At 66.2% G+C, this 20,969-nt stretch carries 20 protein-coding genes and 1 tRNA gene; 10 read left to right on the plus strand and 11 right to left on the minus strand.

All coding sequences use genetic code 11. The features are described 5' to 3' along the window. From ACQR1I_RS24395 to ACQR1I_RS24405, 3 genes are read left to right on the plus strand one after another with little or no spacing between them, the layout of a single operon-like run. Nucleotides 1-1,515 carry a class I adenylate-forming enzyme family protein gene (locus ACQR1I_RS24395; protein WP_434868074.1) on the plus strand — a complete coding sequence of 505 codons (1,515 nt, stop codon included), beginning with the start codon at nt 1-3 and terminating at the stop codon, nt 1,513-1,515. Nucleotides 1,516-1,534: 19 nt separating this feature from the next. Next, complete coding sequence (locus ACQR1I_RS24400; RefSeq protein ID WP_434868073.1) at nt 1,535-2,629, plus strand: NAD/NADP octopine/nopaline dehydrogenase family protein; 1,095 nt, start codon at nt 1,535-1,537, stop codon at nt 2,627-2,629. Beyond that, entirely contained in the window at nt 2,626-3,612 is a 987-nt protein-coding gene (locus tag ACQR1I_RS24405; RefSeq protein ID WP_434868072.1) for a 3-hydroxybutyryl-CoA dehydrogenase, read from the plus strand. Before ACQR1I_RS24400 ends, ACQR1I_RS24405 begins: the two co-directional genes overlap by 4 nt. Before the next feature lie 1,351 nt (nt 3,613-4,963). Here the strand turns inward: ACQR1I_RS24405 and ACQR1I_RS24410 are convergent. The 6 genes from ACQR1I_RS24410 to ACQR1I_RS24435 all read right to left on the minus strand — a co-directional run bounded on the left by ACQR1I_RS24410 (nt 4,964) and on the right by ACQR1I_RS24435 (nt 11,234). Continuing rightward, on the minus strand, nt 4,964-6,010 hold the full coding sequence (locus tag ACQR1I_RS24410; protein WP_434868071.1) for a peptidase M29: 1,047 nt from the start codon (nt 6,008-6,010) through the stop codon (nt 4,964-4,966). 32 nt (nt 6,011-6,042) lie between these two features. Further along, a complete protein-coding gene (locus ACQR1I_RS24415) occupies nt 6,043-6,804 on the minus strand; it encodes an ABC transporter permease (protein WP_434868070.1) in 762 nt (253 codons plus the stop codon). Beyond that, nucleotides 6,801-7,577: an ABC transporter permease gene (locus tag ACQR1I_RS24420; RefSeq protein WP_434868069.1), complete on the minus strand. Its 777-nt coding sequence runs from the start codon at nt 7,575-7,577 to the stop codon at nt 6,801-6,803. Before ACQR1I_RS24420 ends, ACQR1I_RS24415 begins: the two co-directional genes overlap by 4 nt. Then, nucleotides 7,574-8,419: an ABC transporter ATP-binding protein gene (locus ACQR1I_RS24425; RefSeq protein WP_434868068.1), complete on the minus strand. Its 846-nt coding sequence runs from the start codon at nt 8,417-8,419 to the stop codon at nt 7,574-7,576. Before ACQR1I_RS24425 ends, ACQR1I_RS24420 begins: the two co-directional genes overlap by 4 nt. Before the next feature lie 105 nt (nt 8,420-8,524). Continuing rightward, on the minus strand, nt 8,525-10,231 hold the full coding sequence (ilvD, locus tag ACQR1I_RS24430) for a dihydroxy-acid dehydratase (RefSeq protein WP_434868067.1): 1,707 nt from the start codon (nt 10,229-10,231) through the stop codon (nt 8,525-8,527). A 25-nt stretch (nt 10,232-10,256) separates the two neighbouring features. Then, nucleotides 10,257-11,234 carry an ABC transporter substrate-binding protein gene (locus ACQR1I_RS24435; RefSeq protein ID WP_434868066.1) on the minus strand — a complete coding sequence of 326 codons (978 nt, stop codon included), beginning with the start codon at nt 11,232-11,234 and terminating at the stop codon, nt 10,257-10,259. A 299-nt stretch (nt 11,235-11,533) separates the two neighbouring features. On the opposite strand from ACQR1I_RS24435, the gene ACQR1I_RS24440 reads away from it, so the two are divergent. Continuing rightward, entirely contained in the window at nt 11,534-11,884 is a 351-nt protein-coding gene (locus tag ACQR1I_RS24440; RefSeq protein WP_434868065.1) for a RidA family protein, read from the plus strand. Nucleotides 11,885-11,905: 21 nt separating this feature from the next. Here ACQR1I_RS24440 and ACQR1I_RS24445 read toward each other — a convergent pair whose 3' ends face one another. The 3 genes from ACQR1I_RS24445 to ACQR1I_RS24455 all read right to left on the minus strand — a co-directional run bounded on the left by ACQR1I_RS24445 (nt 11,906) and on the right by ACQR1I_RS24455 (nt 13,440). Further along, complete coding sequence (locus ACQR1I_RS24445) at nt 11,906-12,142, minus strand: hypothetical protein (RefSeq protein WP_434868064.1); 237 nt, start codon at nt 12,140-12,142, stop codon at nt 11,906-11,908. Nucleotides 12,143-12,277: 135 nt separating this feature from the next. Next, entirely contained in the window at nt 12,278-12,982 is a 705-nt protein-coding gene (locus ACQR1I_RS24450) for a Crp/Fnr family transcriptional regulator (RefSeq protein WP_434868063.1), read from the minus strand. A gap of 161 nt (nt 12,983-13,143) precedes the next feature. Then, nucleotides 13,144-13,440: a putative quinol monooxygenase gene (locus ACQR1I_RS24455; protein ID WP_434868062.1), complete on the minus strand. Its 297-nt coding sequence runs from the start codon at nt 13,438-13,440 to the stop codon at nt 13,144-13,146. 405 nt (nt 13,441-13,845) lie between these two features. Between ACQR1I_RS24455 and ACQR1I_RS24460 the strand changes: the two genes are divergently transcribed. From ACQR1I_RS24460 to ACQR1I_RS24470, 3 genes are read left to right on the plus strand one after another with little or no spacing between them, the layout of a single operon-like run. Further along, nucleotides 13,846-14,634: an SDR family NAD(P)-dependent oxidoreductase gene (locus ACQR1I_RS24460; RefSeq protein WP_434868061.1), complete on the plus strand. Its 789-nt coding sequence runs from the start codon at nt 13,846-13,848 to the stop codon at nt 14,632-14,634. Beyond that, complete coding sequence (locus ACQR1I_RS24465) at nt 14,631-15,485, plus strand: SDR family NAD(P)-dependent oxidoreductase (protein WP_434868060.1); 855 nt, start codon at nt 14,631-14,633, stop codon at nt 15,483-15,485. Before ACQR1I_RS24460 ends, ACQR1I_RS24465 begins: the two co-directional genes overlap by 4 nt. Continuing rightward, nucleotides 15,482-15,976, plus strand: coding sequence for a nuclear transport factor 2 family protein (locus tag ACQR1I_RS24470; RefSeq protein ID WP_434868059.1), 495 nt, complete (start codon nt 15,482-15,484; stop codon nt 15,974-15,976). The genes ACQR1I_RS24465 and ACQR1I_RS24470 overlap by 4 nt, the downstream gene beginning before the upstream one ends. A 61-nt stretch (nt 15,977-16,037) precedes the next feature. Here the strand turns inward: ACQR1I_RS24470 and ACQR1I_RS24475 are convergent. After that, nucleotides 16,038-16,112: transfer RNA gene (locus ACQR1I_RS24475), tRNA-Gln, on the minus strand. Nucleotides 16,113-16,401: 289 nt separating this feature from the next. Between ACQR1I_RS24475 and ACQR1I_RS24480 the strand changes: the two genes are divergently transcribed. After that, nucleotides 16,402-18,180: an acyl-CoA dehydrogenase gene (locus tag ACQR1I_RS24480; RefSeq protein ID WP_434868058.1), complete on the plus strand. Its 1,779-nt coding sequence runs from the start codon at nt 16,402-16,404 to the stop codon at nt 18,178-18,180. Between the two features lie 1,104 nt (nt 18,181-19,284). After that, a complete protein-coding gene (locus tag ACQR1I_RS24485) occupies nt 19,285-19,578 on the plus strand; it encodes an HdeA/HdeB family chaperone (protein ID WP_434868057.1) in 294 nt (97 codons plus the stop codon). A gap of 138 nt (nt 19,579-19,716) precedes the next feature. On the opposite strand, the gene ACQR1I_RS24490 is transcribed toward ACQR1I_RS24485, so the two are convergent. Next, nucleotides 19,717-20,409 carry a phytanoyl-CoA dioxygenase family protein gene (locus tag ACQR1I_RS24490; RefSeq protein WP_434868056.1) on the minus strand — a complete coding sequence of 231 codons (693 nt, stop codon included), beginning with the start codon at nt 20,407-20,409 and terminating at the stop codon, nt 19,717-19,719. Nucleotides 20,410-20,664: 255 nt separating this feature from the next. Between ACQR1I_RS24490 and ACQR1I_RS24495 the strand changes: the two genes are divergently transcribed. Beyond that, nucleotides 20,665-20,880 (plus strand): hypothetical protein, encoded by a 216-nt coding sequence (locus ACQR1I_RS24495; protein ID WP_434868439.1) that lies wholly within the window; start codon nt 20,665-20,667, stop codon nt 20,878-20,880. The last annotated feature ends 89 nt before the right edge of the window (nt 20,881-20,969 follow it).

Here is a 20,969-nt window from a genome sequence, read left to right on the forward strand (position 1 = left end):
GTGGACCTCTGCAGCCTGATCGAGCGCAACGCCGCGTTCACGCCGGACAATCCGGCAATCCGCTTCGACGGCGCGACGCTGACCTATGCCGCGTTCAGCGCGCGCATCGCGCTGACGGCGCGGGCGCTGAAGTCCGAGTTCGGCGTCGGGCGCGGCGACCGCGTCGCGATCCTCAGCCTGAACCGGCCGGACTATCTGGTCCTGCTCTATGCCTGCGCACGGCTCGGCGCGATCCTGGTGCCGCTCAACTGGCGGCTCGCGGTCGCCGAGCAGGTCTTCATCCTGTCGGATGCGGCCGCCAAGGTGCTGGTGCTGGAGCAGGCCTTTGCGCCGGTGCTGCCGGCTCTGGCGGAGCAGCATCCGGAGACCGTGCCGGTCGGCATCGACTTCGCGCCGTCGAACGGCTTGACGATCGAGGATCTGCTGGCCCGTGGTCACGGCGACGATCGCAACCCGCACATCGATCTCTCCTGCCCGCTGCTGATCGTCTACACCTCGGGCACCACCGGCCGGCCGAAGGGCGCGGTGCTGCGGCAGGAGGCGCTGCTGTGGAACGGGGTGATGAGCCAGCACATGCATGGCCTCACCTCCGACGATCACGTGCTGACGGTGCTGCCGCTGTTTCATGTCGGCGGCCTCAACATCCAGACCACGCCGGCGCTGCATCACGGCGCCACCGTCACCCTGCATGCGCGCTTCGCGCCGGACTCGACGCTCGCGGCGATCACTGGCGAACGGCCGACGCTGACGGTGCTGGTGCCCGCGACCATCCAGGCCGTCACCGAGCATCCGGGCTGGGCCGCCGCCGACCTGTCCTCGCTCAAGGCCGTCGCGACCGGCTCGAGCATCGTGCCGCCGGCACTGATCGCGCGCATCACGGCGCGATCAGTGCCGGTGCTGCAGGTCTATGGCTCGACCGAGACCTGCCCGATCGCGGTGTATACCCGGCTCGGCGGCGACCTCTCGCGGGAGGGATCGACCGGCCTGCCCGGCCTGTGCTGCGAGGCCAAGATCATCGACCGGGATGGCGATGAGCTGCCGGCCGGCAAGGCGGGTGAGATCGCGGTGCGCGGGCCGAATGTGTTCTTCGAATATTGGGGCAACGCCAAAGCCACGCAGCAGGCGATCCATGACGGCTGGTACCGCACCGGCGACATCGCCCAGCGCGATGCGGATGGCTACTTCTTCGTGCTCGAGCGCAAGAACAACATGATCATCTCGGGCGGCGAGAACGTCTATCCGGCCGAGATCGAGCGCGTGCTGAGCGAGCACCCCGACGTCGTCGAGTGCGGCGTGATCGGCCGGCCCGATCCGCGCTGGGACGAGGTGCCGGTGGCCTTCGTCGTCAAGCGCAAGGACAGCGCGCTGGAGGCCGAAACCTTGCGCGCGCATCTGCAGGCGCAGCTCGCGCGCTTCAAGGTGCCGCGCGACATCATCTTCGTCGACGATCTGCCGCGCACCGCGCTCGGCAAGGTGCAGCACCATCTGCTGCGGCAGATCGACAGCCCGACATGACCGACAGGGAGACGCGATCTTGAAGATAGCAGTGCTCGGCGGCGGCAACGGCTCGTTCGCGGCCGCTGGCGACTTCGCGCTTGGCGGCCATGAGGTCCGGCTGTGGCGCCGCGATGCGGAGCTCGTGGCGCAGCACAAAGCGGCCGGATCGACCATCATCGTCAAGGACGTCAACGGCCGGCACGAGGTCCGGCTGGCGCTGGTCACCACCGACATCGGCGAAGCTGTCAGTGGCGCCGAGCTGATCCTCTGCCCGGCGCCGGCGTTTGCGCAAGGCGACATCGCGAAACAGCTGGCGCCGCATCTCGCCGACGGCCAGGTCGTGTTCCTGCCGCCGGCCACCTTCGGCACGATGATCTTTGCGGCGGCTGCGCGCGATGCCGGCAACACGGCTCACGTCAGCTATGCCGAGACCGGCACGCTGCCCTGGCTGACGCGCAAGCACGGGCCGTTCGAGGTCGCGATCACCATTCGCGCCAAGCGGCTGCCGGTCGGCGTGTTTCCGCTGAGTACGGCGGCGCATGCGCTCGACGTCATCTGCCGTGCATTTCCCGGCGTGATCGAGCCGTGCGGCGATGCGCTCTCGGGCGCGCTGATGAATGCCGGCTGCATCATTCATCCGCCGCTGATCGTGATGAACGCCGGGCCGATCGAGCATTTCGAGCGCTGGGACATCCACAAGGAGGGCACGCAACCCGCGATCCGCCGCGTCACCGACGCGCTCGATGCTGAAAGAATCGCGGTGCGCGAGGCGCTCGGCTATGGCGCACCGCATTTCCCGCTGGCGCATCACTACGCCAAGGAGGGCGAGATCTGGATGTATGGCCGCGGCTCGCATGACCGGCTGACCGATTCCGGCGACTGGCGCGAGCAGCTGGTGCTGACGCAGCATCGCTACATGCGCGAGGATCTCCGGCTCGGCCTGTCGTTCCTGATTTCGGTCGCGGACCTGACGGGCACCGCCACGCCGCTGGCTCGCGCATTTCTTTCGATCGGCGGCGCGATCTGCGCAGAGGATTTCATGGCAACGGGACGCTCGCTGGCCAGCCTCGGCCTCGGTGGCCTGGATCGCACCGCACTGCAGGCGCTGCTCCGCGACGGATTTGCCGCATGAGCCCGCGCGGTCACATCGCCTGTCTCGGCGCCGGCCGCATGGGCCGCGGCATCGCCGTGGCCTTCGCCTATGCCGGCCATCCCGTCACGATGATCGACATCAAGCCGCGCACGGCTGAGGAGTTCGCAAAACTCGAACGCGATGCGCTCGGCGAGATCAACGCGACCTTCGCCACGCTGGCGCGGCTTGGGATGCTCGAGGCCGCTGATGCCGACAGGCTGATGGGCAAGATCGCCGTGGCGCCGGCTGGCGCCAGCAACGATGTGCTGGCGCAGACCACGCTGGTGTTCGAGGGCGTGCCGGAGGTGGTCGATCTCAAGCGCGAGGTGCTCGGCGCCGCGTCGCGCGCGGTCGGTCCCGAGGTGATCATCGCCTCGACGACGTCGACGATCCTGGTCGACGATCTCTCCGGTGCGATCGAAAAGCCGGAGCGCTTCCTCAACGCGCATTGGCTCAATCCGGCCTATCTGATCCCGCTGGTGGAGATTTCGCCGGGCAAGGCCACTGATCCCGATGTCACGGCGCGCATCAAGAGCCTGCTCGAAGGCATCGGCAAGGTGCCGGTGGTGTGCGCGGCGACGCCGGGCTTCATCGTGCCGCGCATCCAGGCGCTCGCCATGAACGAGGCGGCGCGCATGGTCGGCGAAGGCGTCGCCAGCGCCGAGGAGATCGACAAGGCGATCCGCTACGGTTTCGGCTTCCGCTACGCGGTGCTCGGCCTGCTCGAATTCATCGACTGGGGCGGCGGCGACATTCTCTACTACGCCAGCCGCTATCTCGAAGGCGCGCTGGGCAGCGACCGTTACCGCGCGCCCGAGGTGATCGAGCGCAACATGGCCGAGGGCCGCATCGGCCTGCGCACCGGCGCCGGATTTCTCGACTACTCCGGCATGGACGTCGCCGCCTATCGCGAGCAACGGCTCGGCGCCCTGGTCGAGATGCTGCGCCACTTCAAGCTCGCCCGGCCGCCGGTGGTGGATTGAGCGGCGAGCCGTAGGATGGGCAAAGGCGCGCCACGCGGTCGCCGCATCCTGACGACCTCTCGCGCGCCGTGCCCACCATTGACGCCGCTTGTGCGGATGCACGGTGGGCACACGACCGCCCTGCGGGCGGCCGCTTTGCCCACCCTACGGCTTGAAGATGGACGAAGGCGACTGCCCATGAATGCGCCCTCTCCCCTTGTGGGAGAGGGCATGTAGGACAGTGCGGCTAGCTCGGTTGGGTGAGGGGTATGTCTCCACGAGCGCCGTTTGCGGAGAGATACCCCTCACCCAACCGCGTACGTGGATAGGCCGTACATGCCCTCTCCCACAAGGGGAGAGGGCACTGTATCGAACAGGCGCGCCGCCGACTAAATTGGTCGAGCAAGAGCCTTCGATGGGAGCGGACGGATTCACGGCTCAAACAGCGATGGACATAGAAACATGATCTCGCCGCGCCTTGCGCCCGAGGTCTGCGATCAGTTTGTCCCTCGCAAACATGCAGAGGGCGCAGGGAATGCCGGGTGAGGGCTTCACCCATGGCCCGCCTGCTCAAAAAATGCAGGCGGCAGGTACCACAGGTTCAGCCGAGCATCCGGCATTCCCTGCGCGGTGGGCTTACGGCTGCTTCGCGATCTCCTCGGTGCGCCGGGCTTGTTGGCCACCGTATCGCGACAATGCGCTTGCGCGCATTGCGCGGACCTCAGCGTCGGGAGGCCAGGACCACGCGACTTGACCGTCCGCAAGCGCCCGTTCGTCCACACGTCCGGTCAGGACATGCTGCGAGCTCTCGCGGCCATCGCATCCCCACCTCGCGTGTCGTGACGATCGCGCGCAACGCCCCTCTGCGGTGAGGCGGGATGGCGAGAGAGAAACATGAATTCCGAAAAATAGCAAGAGGTTTATTTTTTTCGGAATTGACCAAAAGGTCCATCGAAACTGCGAACGCTTCGCCGCCTGGAGCAATCCACCCGCCGCGGCGACGGTGCGCTCCCCTCCCCCTCTTGCGGGGAGGGGTCGGGGGTGGGGGTCTCCGGGCGCTGAACGGCGTTGAGTTCACTGGCGCTTCAACTGACCATTCGGCTGTCGGCGCCCTCGCCGACGCTGCTCGTCTCAACAGCCTCGTCATTTCGGGCGATGGCGACGCGCTCCAGGACCAAGCAACCCAACCTTGATTGCCGCGCTCGCAATGACGCGGTTAGGCATCGGCTCGAACGAGCGGTTCGGTCGCGGATTTAGAGCAGTTCTCCTCGCGGAGAGCGGGACTCGTGGACCCCCACCCCCGACCCCTCCCCGCAAGGGGGAGGGGGGCGCACCGACTTCGGGGTGATGGCTCGTAGACTATCAAGAAGAACTACCCGAACACGTCCTGCAGCACGCCGTCTTTGATCACGGCCACGCCGTCCAACTCAATCGTCGTCCCCATCATCGGCAGGTCGAAATGACCCGCCGTGTAGCGGCCGGCGAATTCGTTGGCGCCGGTGGAGAACAGGAAGTTGCCGGGGACGGCGCGCAGCTCGGTGCCGTTGGTGTCGCGCTGGTCGTACATGGTCAGCGCCTCATAGCGCGCGCCGGGGTTCATGCCCCAGCCGACATGCGAGACGGCATAGGCCTCGCGGTCGCCCCAGGACGCGAGATACGCGCGCATCATCGCGGCATCGGCGCCCTCGCCTGCCAGGTCGGTGATGTAGTCGTCGCGCATGGTCATCGTGACGGGCGATGAGAGATAGCGCTTGAAGGTGAGATTGATGTCGCCGGGCGCCATGACGATGGTGCCGTTCACGGAGCCGCTTTTGGGGAAGCTGACGACGATGCCACCCGGCCAATGCGCCAGCGTGCCCGGACGATCGGTCCAGCCCCAGACGCCGACGGTCGAGGCCCCTTCCATGATGACGTCGAGATCGGTGCCGGCCTTCGAGGTCACGCGCATCCGCTTGGTCCCGCGGAGCATCTTGGCCGCGGCGCGCACGCGCTTCTCCAGCGCCGCATCGGGCCGCATGCGCTCGAGCGCCTCCGGGTGCTCGTTGGAGATCACGAGAATGCGGGCGCCGGCTTTGAGGATCTCCGGCGTCTCCACCGCATGCATCAGGCCTTCGATGGTGCAGTCGACGACGAAGCCCGCCTGCTGGAGCGCAGTCACGACAGGCCCGAGCTTGCCGATGGCTTCAGAGGCGCCGGTCGAGCGCACCGGGACGGGATGGGGGTTGCGCGGCGTCGGCACCACGACATGAAACGGACGCGCGCCCATGCGCAGCAGCGCCAGCTCGGCAAGGTGAACGTTGAGCGGACGCGACTGCGTCTCCGACAAGATGGCAGCGGTGTCACCGGCCTTGACGGCGCAGCGCTCGAAGATCTCACAGAATGCGTCGATCCATTTCGCCTCGATGCGATCCGCCAGCATGGTCGTTCTCCCGATTGTCGTTGGTGTTCTTATCAGACCGAAGGGAAGCCGCGCAGCAGATACGCGCGCAGCCCTTGCAGCAGGGCGTTGAGAATGAGACCCAGCAGCGAGATCGTGATCAGCGGCACGAACATGTCGACGGCCTGGAAGGTGCGCGCGGCGGTGACCAGCACGTGGCCGAGCCCATCGGTGGAGGTGATCATCTCGGCCAGGAACACCACGATGCAGGAGATCACGAGGCCGATGCGGCAGCCGGTCAGGATCGACGGCATGGCGGCCGGCAGTACCACCTTCCACAGCACGTCGCGCGGCGGCGTGCCGGCGGCGAGCGCCGACCAGATCAGCTTCTGCTCGACGGTCGTGGCGCCGTAATAGGTTGACAGCAGGATCGGAAACAACGCGTCCGCCGTCACCAGCATGATCTTGGATTCGTGGCCGAAGCCGAGCAGCAGCAGGAAGGCGGGATAGAGCGCGACCTTCGGCAGCGGCGCCAGCACGCGCACAATCGGCCTGACGGCGGCGTTGATGGGCGGGCTCACCGCGGCGGCAATGCCGAACGAGACGCCGATGACGACCGCGATCGCAAACCCAGCGAACAGCCGGAACAGCGTCGCCGCGATGTCCTGCTGGAAGGTGACGCTCCTGAGCTGCTGGCTCATCCGCAGGAACACCTGGCCCGGCGGCGGCAGCAGGGTCGGCGGCGCGTAGCCGAACGAGACCAGCCCCTGCCACAGCAAGAGGACCAGCACGATCGGGGCGGCGCCTAGCAGAATGTCGTTCGAGGTCCGCGTCATGAGAAGCTCAGGGGCATGTCGAATTGCGGCTCCGACCAGCGCACCAGCCAGCGTCTGACGACCTCGAACGCCGCATCGAGGCAGATGCCCATCGCGCCGATGATGATGATCATCGCGAACACCGTGTCGTACTGGCCCATGTCGAGGGCGTTGAACAGGATGTTGCCGGCGCCGGATTGCCGCGCGATCATCTCGCTCGTCACCATCGTGATCAGCGCCAGCACCAGTCCGGTGCGGCAGCCGGTCAAAATCTCCGGCAGCGCCGCGGGCAGCACGAGGCGCAGGAGACGCGCGGCCGGCGACAGGCCCATCGCCGCGCCCGACCACAGCATCTTCTCTTCCACCGCCTTGGCGCCCTCGAAGCTGTGATAGATCACCGGCAGGCTGACGCCGAGAAAGATCACCAACGTCTTGGAGACGTCGCCGACGCCGAGCCACAGCATGATGATCGGCATCAACGCCGCCTTCGGCACCGGGTAGATCAGCATCAGCAGCGGATTGAAGAACGCGGCGGTGGCGCGGCTGCGGCCCATCAGCAGCCCGAGCGGGATCGAGAAGGCAAGCGCGAGCGCGAAGCCGATCGCCATCCGACGTAGCGAGGCCAGGATGTTGATCAGCGATTCCTTGTCGGTGAGGATCGCCGGGATCGCGCGCAGGGCTTCGAGCGCCGTCGGGACGCTGTCGTTCTTCAGCCCGAGCGAGGCGAGCTGCCATGCCAGCAGCAGCCCGCAGCAGGCCAGCACCGGCGCCAGCGGCTTCATCAGTCCGTTCATGACGGTAGCTCGTTGTCACCTGTGTCGTCGAACATGCGCTCGATGTCGACGATGTACTTCTGGTAGCGCGGATCGAGCAGCAGCTCCTCGCGGCGCCGCGGCCGCGGCAGATCGATGTCGATCACCTCGCGGATCCGGCCGGGCGAGAGCGACATCATCACCACCTTGTCGGACAGGAACACGGCCTCCTCGACCGAGTGAGTCACGAACAGCACGGTCTTGCGGTCGCGCTCCCAGATCTCGAGCAGGTCGTTCTGCAGCCGCGTGCGCGTGTGCGCATCGAGCGCGCCGAACGGCTCGTCCATCAGCAGCACCTCGGGCCCGTAGGCCAGCGTGCGCGCCAGCGCGACGCGCTGCTTCATGCCGCCGGAGAGCTCCTTCGGATAGAATTTCTCGAATCCGGTCAGCCCGACCATCGCGAGCAGCGCGCGGGCACGGGCTTCGGCCTTGCCCGGTTTCATGCCCTGCTGCAGCGGGCCGTACATGACGTTGCCGAGCACGCTCTTCCAGGGAAACAACGCAAACTCCTGGAACACCGGGCCGCGGTCGGTGCCGGGTCCGGTGATCGGCTTGCCCTTCATCTTCGCCATGCCGCTGGTCGGGCTGACGAAGCCCCCGACGATGTAGAGCAGGGTCGACTTGCCGCAGCCGGACGGACCGAGGATGGAGACGAAGGCGCCCTCGCCCACCGTCAGCGAGATGTCCGACAGCGCGGTGTGATCACGGCGCGAGGATGTCGTGAACACCTGCGATACGTGTTCGATCTCGATGATCGGCGTGCCCGTACGGCGCCCGAGCGCAACGCCCGCGAGCTGGCCAGGTCGGATCGGGGTCACGCCCATGTCGGCTTCTCTTTCCGCTGCAGCACGCTCAAACGCTCCGTAGATCACGGACACACGAACGGCTGCAAATTAGCAAGAACCTTGCCAATCGTTGCTGCTCGCTGCTCATTCCTGCTCCTGATCGAACCAGGGCCATTCCGCCGGTCCTTCATGGGTGACGGCGCCGAGCGGCGCCTGGCCAACGAGTCGCGCGTATTTCGCCAAGGCGCCGGCGCGATGCCGCGGCGGCCGTTGTGTCCAGTCGGCGCGACGCGCGGCAAGCTCACGCTCGTCGAGCAGCACGTCGAGCGTGCGCGCCTTGGCATCGATGCGGATCGGATCGCCGTCGCGTAGCAGCGCCAGCGGACCGCCGACGAACGCTTCCGGCGAGACATAGCCGATGCACAGGCCGCGGGTGGCGCCGGAGAAACGGCCGTCGGTGATCAGCGCGACCTTCTCGCCCATGCCCTGGCCGTAGATCAGCGCGGTGACGCCGAGCATCTCGCGCATGCCGGGACCGCCGACCGGTCCCTCGTTGCGGATGATCAGCACCTCGCCGGCTTGATAGTTGCGGGCGCGCACCGCGGCGACGCAGGCTTCCTCGTCCTCGAACACCCGCGCCCGGCCCTCGAACGCCAGGTTCTTGAGACCGGCGACCTTGATGACGGCACCATCGGGCGCGAGGTTGCCCTTGAGCACGGCAACGCCGCCGTCGGCCATGATGGGCTTTCCCGGGCTGAATACGATCTCGCCGTCCGGCCCATTCGCCGAGCTGTATTCCTCGGCGAGCGTGCGGCCCGTGACGGTGAGGCAGGAACCGTCGATGTGGCCGCTTTCGATCAGCGCGCGGATGACGACGGCCGCGCCGCCGATGTCGTAGACGTCCTTGGCCGTGTACTTGCCGCCGGGCCTGAGATTGCCGATCAGCGGCGTGCGCGAAAACACCTCGCCGACATCGTCGAGGGTGAAGCGGATGCCGGCCTCGTTGGCGATCGCCGGCAGATGCAGCGCCGCGTTGGTCGAGCCACCGGTGGCCGCGACGATCGCCGCGCCGTTCTCCAGGGATCTGCGCGTGACGATGTCGCGCGGCAGCGGGCCGCCGCGCGACAGCATCTGCATGATGAGACGGCCGGCCTGGCGGGCCACATGGGCGCGCTCGGCATAGACACCGGGGATCATCGAGACGTTGGGCATCGACAGGCCCATCGCCTCCGACAGCATGCCCATGGTGTTGGCGGTGAACTGTCCGGCACAGGCGCCGATCGTCGGCAGGCAGGACCGCTCGATGCCTTCGAGCGTGGCGGCGTCGATCTCGCCGGTCATGTAGCTGCCGACGGCCTCGTAGGAGTCGAGCACCGTCAGCGTCTTGCCTTGAAACTTCCCCGGCAGCGCGCTGCCGCCATAGATGAAGATCGAGGGCACGTTGCAGCGGACCATGCCCATCATCACGCCGGGCAAGGTCTTGTCGCAACCGCCGAAGCCGATCAGCGCGTCATAGGCGAGGCCGTGGACGACGGCCTCGATCGAGTCGGCGATCAGCTCGCGCGAGAACAGCGAGAACTTCATGCCCTCGTGGTTCATGCTGATGCCGTCGGAGACCGAGACGGTGGCGAACTCGCGCGGCGTGCCGCCGGCTTCGGAGATTCCCGTCTTGGCCGCGTCGACCTGGAAATCGTGCGTCATGTTGCAGGGCGTTTGCTCGCCCTTCTGGCTGACGACGCCGATCATCGGCTTGTCGATGTCGGCATCATCCAGCCCCATCGCGCGCATGAAGGCGCGGTGCGGGGCGCGGTCGAGCCCCTCCACCGTCACGCGCGAGCGCAGCTTCCTCATCGACACGAACTCCGCGAGGCGCCGATTACTGGATCGGCGCGACGATCGTGGGATGCTTGAACTGGGCGACGTCGAGCTTCGGCAGCATGCCGGTCTCGGCATAGATGTCGAGCATCTTCTGGATCGCCGGGAAGTTCGGTGCAGCCACCGGGTCGCGGCCGAAATCATTGTCCTTGAGCAGATAGGTGTCGATCACGGCGACCGGCGCCTTCATCACCTCGGACACGACCTTGAGCGTCTCGTCCCGATTGGCGAGCGCCTTCTTCATGCCGGTGGTGATGTCGCGGACATAGGCCTTCACCAGCTCCGGGTTCTTGTCGACGAAATCGGCGCGGCAGGCTTCCAGGATGTGGACGATGTTCGGCATCGCCTCGGAGAGCTGGAACAGCTTGCGGGTGCCACCCTTGGCCTCGGCGCGCGCGGCGAACGGTTGGTTCATGTTGACGGCATCGACGCGGCCCTGGCGCAGCGCATCCTCCGACACCGCAAAGCCGACCTCGACCAGCTTGATGTCCTTGGCGGGATCGAGCCCGGCCTGCTTCAGCAGCATGTTGAACGGCCCCTGCGTGCCGCCGCCGATCACGGAGATGCCGACCGTCTTGCCCTTGAGATCGGCGATGGTCTTGATCGGCGAATCGTCCTTCACGGCCCAATAGACCGAGAAGCCGCCGGGCTTCTCATAGACGTGCTGGGCGACGATGTAGGCCTTGAGGCCGCCGCCGACGACGCCGTTGGACAGCGACAGCGGCGCCTGGGTCGCGCAGTCGAGCGCGCCGGCCGCGAGCGCCTGGGTCATCGGTGCCGTACCCTGGAACTGGGTCCACTCGATGTTGTAGGTCTTGCCGAGATCCGGAAACTCGCTCGGCCGCTTCATCATCCAGTATTTCGATTCCTCCGCCGGAATGGTCCAGCCGACGCGGATCGTCTGCTGCGCCAGCGTCGGTCCTGCGCTCGTCGCCACCGCGATCACAGCCAGCGCCGCCAGCATCCATGTCTTCCGCATCACGCCCCTCCGTTATGTCCAAAAAGGAACCTCGCGCGGAATGTTTCATGTCTCAAATATGCGTGCAAGCGCGGAAAACGCTCCCTGCGCGCCTCAGCCCTGGGCAGCGGCGCGCCGCAGCGCGACGAAGCCGCGTGCGGCCGGCCGGCCTCGATACCGCCTGCCGTGTGCTGCCGCCGGACCGGCAACGCAAGGTCGCATCCCGGCCGGGGACGATAAAGCAGCCCGCACCGACTGGCGCGACCGCGCTGCACGCGCTAGGGAGAGGCCCCGAATTGACCTTCTGAGGAGTTGTCCTGATGTCCATCCAGCGTTTCGAAGTCGGCCCGCGCATGAGCCAGGTCGTCGTGCATGGCAACACCGTCTATCTGGCCGGTGTCGTGGCGCAGAAGACGGCCGGCGAGAGCGTCACCAAGCAGACCGAGGAAATCCTCGCCATCATCGACGGCCATCTCGCCAAGGCCGGCACCGACAAGTCGAAGCTGCTGTCTGCGACGATCTATCTCACCGACATCAAGACCTTCGGCGAGATGAATGCGGTGTGGGACGGCTGGGTGTCCGCCGGCAACACCCCGGCGCGCGCCACCGTCGAGGCCGGCCTCGCGGCGCCGCAATACACCGTCGAGATCATGGTGATCGCGGCTAAGTAAGTTGCTACGGCCGTCGCGGCGCTACTGCGTGTCGCGGCGGCCGGTCTTGCGATTGAGCGGATCGCGCCGCTCGCGCGTGAGGCCTTCCGGAAGCACCGGCTCGGTCCCCGGCAACGGCGCGGCGCGCACGTCGGCGCCCCACTGCTCCCGCTGGCGGGGCGTCGTCTCGTCCTTGACCTGTTGCGGCTGCGGCAGCCCGTCCTTGCTGACGGGATCATAGGCGCCGGAGCGCAGGTCGCGCGTGTCTCTTCCAACCATGATGTTTCAACTGGCATTACGCACGGATCGTTCCTGCGCGCCCGGCAAAGATCATGATCGAGATCGCGTCTTGAGCTGCACCAGGCCGAACGGCGCTCCACGTCTGGACGTATCCGCCGGCGGCCCGGTTCGGGCCTAACCTTCCGCATCATCGCCGAGGCTGAGACGTTCGATCGCGTCGAGATCGTGGATCGTGACCGAGGCGTACTTCGCAGTCGCGATCCCATCCTGCTCGAGACTCTTGAGCAGACGATTGATCGTCTGTCGTCCGACGCCGATCATCACGGCAAGGTCCTCCTGCGACAAGCGCAGGTCGATGACCAGCCCGTTCTTGGTTTGCCGCCCGTGACGCTCTGCGAGCCGCTGCAATTCCTGCGCAAGCCGATGAAGCGGACGCCGGTTGCGGACGATGATCAGGTTCTGCATCGAGACGCGCAGATGATCGCAGACCATTCTCACGAACGCAGAGTAGTATTCTTGGTTCTCGTAGATGAGGGCCTCGAAGCGCTCCTGGCTCAGGTGAAACAGCACGGCCTTCCCGATCGCGAACGCGTCGTAGCCATAGGGACGCCCGTCCAGCGCCGAAGTGACGCCGATCCACGACCCGGGCGAGGAGATCAGCAGGAACGACGGATTGCCGGACAGCGAGAAGCTGGTCAATCGCACCTGGCCCGACACCAGCGCGATCAATCCGTCCCGCGAGTCGCTTGCCGAGTAGACCAGGGCGTTGTCCACGGTTCGGATGCGACCCAGCCGAAGGATGCTGTCGGCCAATGAGGGGGAAAGGCCGGCAAACCACTTGTTCTTGCGCAGAACAGCCTTGAGGACCGCTTTGTTCATTCGTCGCCACATGAAGACGGGATCTGTCGCTGTCGCGACCTTGTGAATCCCATATCAGTGTCGCGGAAATCAATCGAGGCGGCCCTACGACAGTGCCCGCCTAGGCCCGAAGCCGCCGGACCGGTACACCGGTGCGCGTCCCCCTCGTTGGCCAGCCGGCGTTAGATCGATGTCTCCTCGGCCTCATAGATGGTCATGACGGGCGGCTTCGCGCAAAGTTTGCCGACCTCCTTCACGAACGTCCGCGACTCCGGCCGGGCAAAATGCGCCTTCAGCGCCGCGGCATCGCGCCAGCGCTCGAAAAACCGCAGGCGATGGGGATCTTCGCAATCAACCTGCACGATGTGCTCCACGCAGCCGTCTTCCGTACGCGAGCGATGCACGTGCTCCAGGCTGACCTTCAACAGACGGTCAAAGCTTTCGCCAATCCCATCCACCGATCCCACGACGATGATCATCGACTTGCGTCCTTTCTCTTCGTTTTCGCCAGATACCGGTGCTCGCTTTCCCCAAACGGCTCCCTCATCGCCTTGCCGACATGACGGTTGCCATCACCTGGCCGTGCTTCGCCGAGGAATACTGATACGTCAGATGGAGGACCACCCCGTGGAGAAAGCGAGCTTCGAAGAAGTCGCGCAAGATCCGCTCGGTATAGAACTAGGCGGGCGTTTGGACGAAGGCCATCGCTGCAGCCATGACGCCACGCGAACATGATGCGCAGCATCATCTTCCGGGCCGCGCCCCCAAGCTAGCGTGATTTTGAGGATCGATTGTCGCGATTGCGACAGTCTCGGCCATGAACTGCGCTTGTCTCCTGTCGCCGTCACGATGCGGCGCCGGCCATGCCGAAACGAGGAGACCCCATGTCGCTGACGGCCGAGCAGCTCTTCACGGTCAAGGGCCTCGTCATCATCGTGACTGGCGCTGCGAGCGGACTTGGCCTGGCCATTTCCAGGACAATGGCGGCCAACGGTGCCGAAGTGGTCCTGCTCGACAGGAACGAGAAGGACCTGAGGCGGATCGGCGAGGAGATCATCCCGGGCGCCGAGGTCGTGGCGGTCGATGTCGCAGAGCCGGACGCGATCCGGCGGACGGTCGATGACATCGTCGCGCGCAAGGGCCGGCTCGACGTGATGTTCGCGAATGCCGGCATCAGCGGCGGCGCAGGAATTCGTTTGCCGCAGGGCCACATCGAGAACGTCGATCTCGCGGCGTGGAACGACATTGTCGCCATCAACCAGACCGGCGCATTCGCGACCATGCAGGCAGCGGCGCGTCACATGAAGGCGCAGCGCAGCGGCCGGATCGTGGTCACGGCCTCGGTCGGAGGACTGCGAGGCTCGCCGGCGACCGCCTATGCGTATGCGGCCGCCAAGGCCGCGGTGGTGAACCTGGTCAGGCAAGCCGCACTCGAACTCGCCACCTACGACGTCAAGGTCAATGCCATCGCCCCCGGCTTCTTCCGGACCGGGCTCGGCGGCGGCCGCCTGCTGGACGAGGCTGCGACCGCGCCCATCCAGGCCATGGTGCCGATGAACCGGCTTGGGATGCCTGACGAGATTGCCGGCGTCAGCCTGCTGCTGGCCTCGCCCGCCGCGAGCTACATCACCGGATCGGTGTTCACCGTGGACGGCGGCATCAGCGCGGCATGAAGCAGCTTAAGGACAAGGTCGCGGTGATCACGGGCGCTGCGAGCGGCATTGGCCGTGCGCTGGCTGCCGCCTGCGCCGCGCAAGGCATGACGCTCGTTCTCGCTGACTTCGATCGCGACGGGCTATCAGCCACGAAAGCCCTGATGCCGAGCGGGATCGCCGTGCGCACGGCGCAGTGCGACGTGTCCAACGGTGAGGCGGTCCAGCGCCTCGCCGATCTCGCCTTTGACGCGTTCGGCAACGTTCACCTGCTCTTCAACAATGCCGGCGTCGCGGCGCTCGGCCCGGTCTGGTCGGCAACGCCCGAAGACTGGACCTGGGTGCTCGGAGTCAACCTCCTGGGCGTCGCCCACGGCATTCACAGCTTCGTCCCGCGCATGATGGCCGCGGGCGAGCAGGGCCACATCGTCAACACGGCCTCGGCTGCGGGGTTGACCGCCGTTGCCGGCTCCGGCGTGTACTGCGCCAGCAAGCACGCGGTCGTCGCCTTGTCCGAGTGCCTGTCGAAGGACCTTCAGCTCGCCGGCTCTGCTCTCAAGGTGAACGTGCTGTGCCCCTCGCTCGTCAAGACGGCCATCGCCGACTCAGGCCGGCATCGCCCCGCACATCTGGCTGCAACGAACCCCGACACTGCAGCCTATGATCAGCGCGTCAGGGCGGGAATGGAAGCCTCCGAGGTCAGCGCCGCCGATGTGGCCAGGATGACGATGCAGGCCATCCACGACGAAGAATTCTACATTCTTCCGCATCCAGCGGTGCGGCTCCGCGTCGAGGAGCGGCTCCGCAACATCATCAGTGATCACCCGCACCTCTCACCAGACGGCCTCGTTGCGCCGACGGATGGACCATGAGCAATTCAGACGAGACCGCCGACCTCAGAGCCAGGCTCGAGGCGCTCGAGAAACGCGTTGCCGAACACGACGATCGCGAGGCGATCCGAACACTGCGCTGCACCTACCATGAATATGTCAACCAGGAGCGTGTCGCCGATCTTGCCGACCTGTTTGCGGAGAATGCAACCGTCTCCTATGGCGGTCGCCCGTCGGTCACCGGCCGCGAGGCCATCCGGGACTTCTTCCTCAATTTCCCGATCAAATGGGCGCGCCAGTTCATCCACGCGCATGTCGTCGAGATCGATGGCGACCACGGCAGGGGCTACAGCCATCTCGACGGGCGCCCTGTCCTCAACGGCAAGAGCCTCATGGTCGGCGGCCGTTTCGATGACGAATATGTCAGAGAAAACGGCCGCTGGCTGTTTTCGAAAGTCGTGCTGACCACCTGGTACATGGTCCCTGTCGAGCCAGGCTGGGAAGCTGCAGCGACCAAGCCGACGCAAACGTGAGTCGAAAACAGCCCGAGCTTGCCGGGTGATCCCGCGAGATCTCTCCGGTGAGAGAGCGAGCTGGCTGGGGCGGGAGGGATCGAACCTCCGAATGGCGGAATCAAAATCCGCTGCCTTACCGCTTGGCTACGCCCCATCAGATCAGCCGGATCGCCCCGCGCGCGAACGCCTCTGCGATTCCGGATCGGCGCCCGTGGTCTACCGAGCGCGCCCGTCCATTTCAACCGCTGCGCCGGAGGAATTTTGCTGGCCTGCGCGGTGATCCGCAGGCTGGGCCAATTCGTCAATGCCGGCAAGCCTTTATCCCGGCCGCCCGAGGCCGCCAGGGCGCCCCGCCGCAGGCGGATGCGAAAAAGTTGAGACCCGGGCGGTTTCATGGGATGACGGCGGCCAAACCGGCCATCTCGAGCCCCTGAGGATCCGCCATGACCTATCGCGCCCCGCTCAACGACATGCTGCTCGCCCTCAACCATGGCGCCGGGCTGAAGGCGGCGGTCGAAGCCGGCCATTACGGCGATTTCGATCCTGATATCACCACCGCCGTGCTCGAAGAGGCCGGCAAGTTCGCGACCGACGTGCTCGCGCCGCTCAACAAGATCGGCGACAAGCATGGGATCAAGCTCGCCGACAAGAAGGTGACGACCGCCCCGGGCTGGCCCGATGCCTACAAGCGCTGGACCGAGGCCGGCTGGAATGCGGTGTCCGGTCCGGAGGCGCATGGCGGCCAGGGCCTGCCGCTCGCCATCAACGCCGCCTGCACCGAGATCTGGAGCGCGTCCAACGTCGCTTTCGGCCTGTGCCCGCTGCTGACCTTGTCGGCGATCGAGGCGCTCGACGCCCATGGCAGCGAGGAGCTGAAGGACATCTATCTCGGCAAGCTGATCTCCGGCGAATGGACCGGCACGATGCAGCTGACCGAGCCGCAGGCCGGCTCCGACGTCGGTGCGCTCCGCACCCGCGCCGAGCGCGCCGCCGACGGCAGCTACCGCATCACCGGCTCGAAGATCTTCATCACCTATGGCGAGCACGACATGACCGACAACATCGTGCATTTCGTGCTCGCACGATTGCCGGACGCGCCGGCCGGCACCAAGGGCATATCGCTGTTTCTCATCCCCAAGTTCCTCGTCAACAAGGACGGCTCGCTCGGCGCCCGCAACGACATCTATGCCAGCGGCGTCGAGCACAAGCTCGGCATGCACGCCTCGCCGACCTGCACCATGACCATGGGCGACGCTGGCGGCGCCATCGGCTATCTCGTCGGCGAAGAGAATGCCGGCATGCGCTGCATGTTCACGATGATGAACCAGGCTAGGCTCGGCGTCGGCCTCGAAGGCGTCGGCGTCGCCGATCGCGCCTATCAGCAGGCATTGAGCTACGCGCAGGAGCGCAAACAGGGCCGCGCCGTCGGCAGCAAGGGCACCGGCTCGGACGCGATCATTGCCCATCCTGACGTCAAGCGCATGCTGATGCAGATGCGCGTCCTCACCGCCGCCTCGCGCTCGATCTGCTACGCCACCGCCGTGGCGCTCGACGTCGCGGCGCGTGCAAAAGATCCGGCCGTCCGCGCTGATGCCGCCGCGCGCGGCGCGCTGCTGACGCCGATTGCGAAAGCGTTCTCCACCGACATCGGCAACGAGGTCGCCTATCTCGGCGTCCAGATCCATGGCGGCATGGGCTTCATCGAGGAGACCGGCGCTGCGCAGCACTATCGCGACGCCCGCATCACCGCGATCTACGAAGGCACCAACGGCATCCAGGCGATCGACCTGGTGACGCGCAAGCTCGGCGCCAATGGCGGCGCCTCGGTGTTCAAGCTGCTCGACGAACTCACCGACATCGTCCGCCGCGTCGAGGCCTCGAACGATCCGGCGTTCGGCACCACCGGCGCCAAGCTGCGCGACGCACTCGGCGCGCTCGATCGCTCCAGCCGCTGGCTGCTGGAAAAGCTGGCGACCCGCCCGAACGATGCGCTGGCCGGCGCGACGCCGTATCTGCGCCTGTTCGGCTCCGCGCTCGGCGGCTGCATGCTCGCCAACGAGGCGCTCGCCGCGCGCAGCGAGAACGAGAGCGAAGGCGCCCGTCACGTCGCCCTCGCCCGCTTCTTCGCCGAGACCTTCGCCGTGCAGGCGCCGTCGCTGGAAAAGACCGTCACCGACGGCGCCGACGCAGTGCTCGCCGCCGACGCAGTGCTGGTGGCGTGAGGGCTCGCGCCACACAACGTGCTGACGGCGCGAGACTGCGCGCCACACAAATCGTGTCGTCCCGGCCTTGAGCCGGGACCCAGACTCACCGGCGGTCGTGGCTGGCGAGATTGGTCCTGCATCGTGCCCCGCACTCCTCCCTGGGGTTATGGGTCCCGGATCTGCGCGCGCGATGCGCGCTTGTCCGGGACGACAGGTGAGTTTGTGGCTCGCCTCCTGCCCAACACTCCGTCATTGCGAGCGCAGCGAAGCAATCCAGAGTCCTTGCTCGACCCTGGATTGCTTCGCTCCGCTCGCAATGACGCAAGGGGCAACACTGATCCACACTCTGAAACAGCATGAGGGATGATCGAGGAAACGAGCATCCGTTCTCGCGACGCGCTCCGCGCCCGAGTGGTGCCCATAAGTCCGGCCCTCTCCAAGTGGAGGGCGCGAGGAAGGCCGGACCTCGGCTGAGGCCCGTGGCCCGCCTGCAGAAAAAAAGCAGGCGGCAGTCACCACAGGTACAGCCGGACAGACCCGGCCTTCCCCGCGCGATGGTTTTAACGGTCTATAGCGCGCTCTTCCTGGTGCGCCGGCTTTCTGGCCACCATGTCGCGCAATGCGCTTTACGCACATCGCACTCGATACTAGCGTCGGAGTATCAGAACCACACGCCTTCACCGTCCGCGAGCTGAGCGTTCGTCCGTGCTTCAAAGAACACGACGCCGCCCGCGTCCACCGCATACCCGCAGCCAACGTCCGTGACGACCGCGAACCGTCCCCTACCGTGCAACGGGATGCGCGGACCATAATGCTGATTTGGCGAATTCGGCAAGTGAATTCTGTTTTTCAGAACCGATTGACAGGTTTTTCCGGCAAGACCTGATTTGCCCGACGAGCAGGTCAATCGGCAACCGCCGGCCTGCGGCAGGCGGAATCGCCGGACGTGCGGCGCGCCTGGCGCGTGCCTGGTGTCGTCCTTGACATCCGGAATCGATCCAGCCAGTTCTAAGCCACCGTGCGGACGCGATCGCGGCGAATCAAATCGTCGCAACTCGCGAACGGATTGGTAACACCCTGCATAGTTCGTTGCTTTTCATCACATTCATTCGGAGACCGACCATGAAATTCGTCATCGCCCCGCTGTTTGCCGCTGCGCTCATGTTCTCGTCCGCGCCGGCGTCCGCCGTCGTTCTCGATCTCTCGACCATGAGCTGCAAGCAGTTCGTCGACAGCGGCGACGACACCATCAAGATGGTCCTGATCTGGCTGGACGGCTGGTACAAGGGCGACCAGGACGAAGCGCTGTTCGACACCGAGGAGTTCGTCGCGAACGCCAAGAAGTTCGGCACCTATTGCGCAGAGCATCCGACGGTCAGCATCGTGACTGCCGCGGAGAAGATCCTCGGCAAATAACGGGCGCGGCCCGCTCGTCGGCAGCGCGCGTAGGGCGGGTTAGCGCCAGCGTAACCCGCCATGACACCGCTCGTGAAATGGCGGATTACGCTGGCGCTAATCCGCCCTACTCCCTTATCGCTTCAGACGCTTATCGCTTCAGACGCCGAGCCATTCCAGACCGCCCGGCAACTCATCCGCGGCGAAATCGACCTGCAGCACGCGGCGGTGGCCGGGATGCGCCGACGGTTCTGATGCATGCAGGATCGGCGTCGCATAGAGCCAGAGGTCGCCGGGCTCGGCGCGGCACACGTCCGTGCCGCAGCGCGCCACCACGGCGGGAACGTCGGCTTCCGCAATGCGGCCGAGGCGGTGCGAGCCGGGGGCGATCAGGAGCGGCGCGTTGGCGGCAGGCACCGCGTCGAGATGGACGCGCAAGGTCAGCATGCGCGCCAGCACCTCGATCGGCGGTGCGACGTGCTGCAGGCCGCCCTTGATGGTCCACGGGCCGAAGCCGGTGACCTCGATGCGCTCGCGGACCACGACGGTGCGGTCCTGATGCCACGGCACCGCCCAATTCGACGCGGCGGTCTTGTCGAAATAGACGGCTCGCACCGGGCGCGCGGCAGCGCCAAGCAGCGCGGCTGCGGTGCCGCCGACAGGCCCGTCAGCAGCGAGAAACGGCGTGAGCGCCGCGACGCCGTACAGGCGTGTGCCGGCCTGCGCCGGCGCGTGGCCGGAGAGCGCGTCGAACAGAGCGCGCAGCGCGTCCGCGTCGAGCGCCGCGGCAATGCGGACCGCGCCGGCGTCGCTGAATTGCGTGGTGTACTGAGGAGAGAGAACGAAGGTCATGCGGCCTGAAGACTAGAGCGCGACGCAGCAGATTGGCAACGGCGCTCGTTCCATTTCGGCCATGGCGTCGGTTGCAACCGATGCAAATCCATCACGCTGGTGACACCATGAAGCAACACTGCGCCCGCGATGTCACGCGCCCGTCATTGTTAATTTGCGCGCGCCCACCGAGTCACGCCTGTTGAGAGCTAGCCACGACAGATGGGGAGGAAGACGATGCGGGCGGTGATCGGCGCGGGGCTGCTGGTGCTGGCGATGGGAACCGAGGTGCAGGCGGCCAACGAGGCCGGTGCGGAGACGCGGATGTCGTGCTCGGAGGTGCGCTACTACGTCGAGAAGTACACCGCCGAGGTCGCCGAGATGTATGCGCGCAGCCGCGGCGCCACCGACGCCCAGATCAACCGCGCACGCCGCTGCCTGACCCCGGTGCATGTCCGCCGCGTGGAGCGCTGGCGGAGCTACACGGAATAGAGCGAAAGCAGGATCACACATTCAGCGCCATCCGGCGAGACAATGTGGGACTGTCACAATTTGCGCCCGACGAGGTCATTGGTCCGACG

The sequence above is a fragment of the Bradyrhizobium sp. HKCCYLS2038 genome (assembly GCF_051167655.1).
Classification (GTDB): Bacteria; Pseudomonadota; Alphaproteobacteria; order Rhizobiales; family Xanthobacteraceae; genus Bradyrhizobium.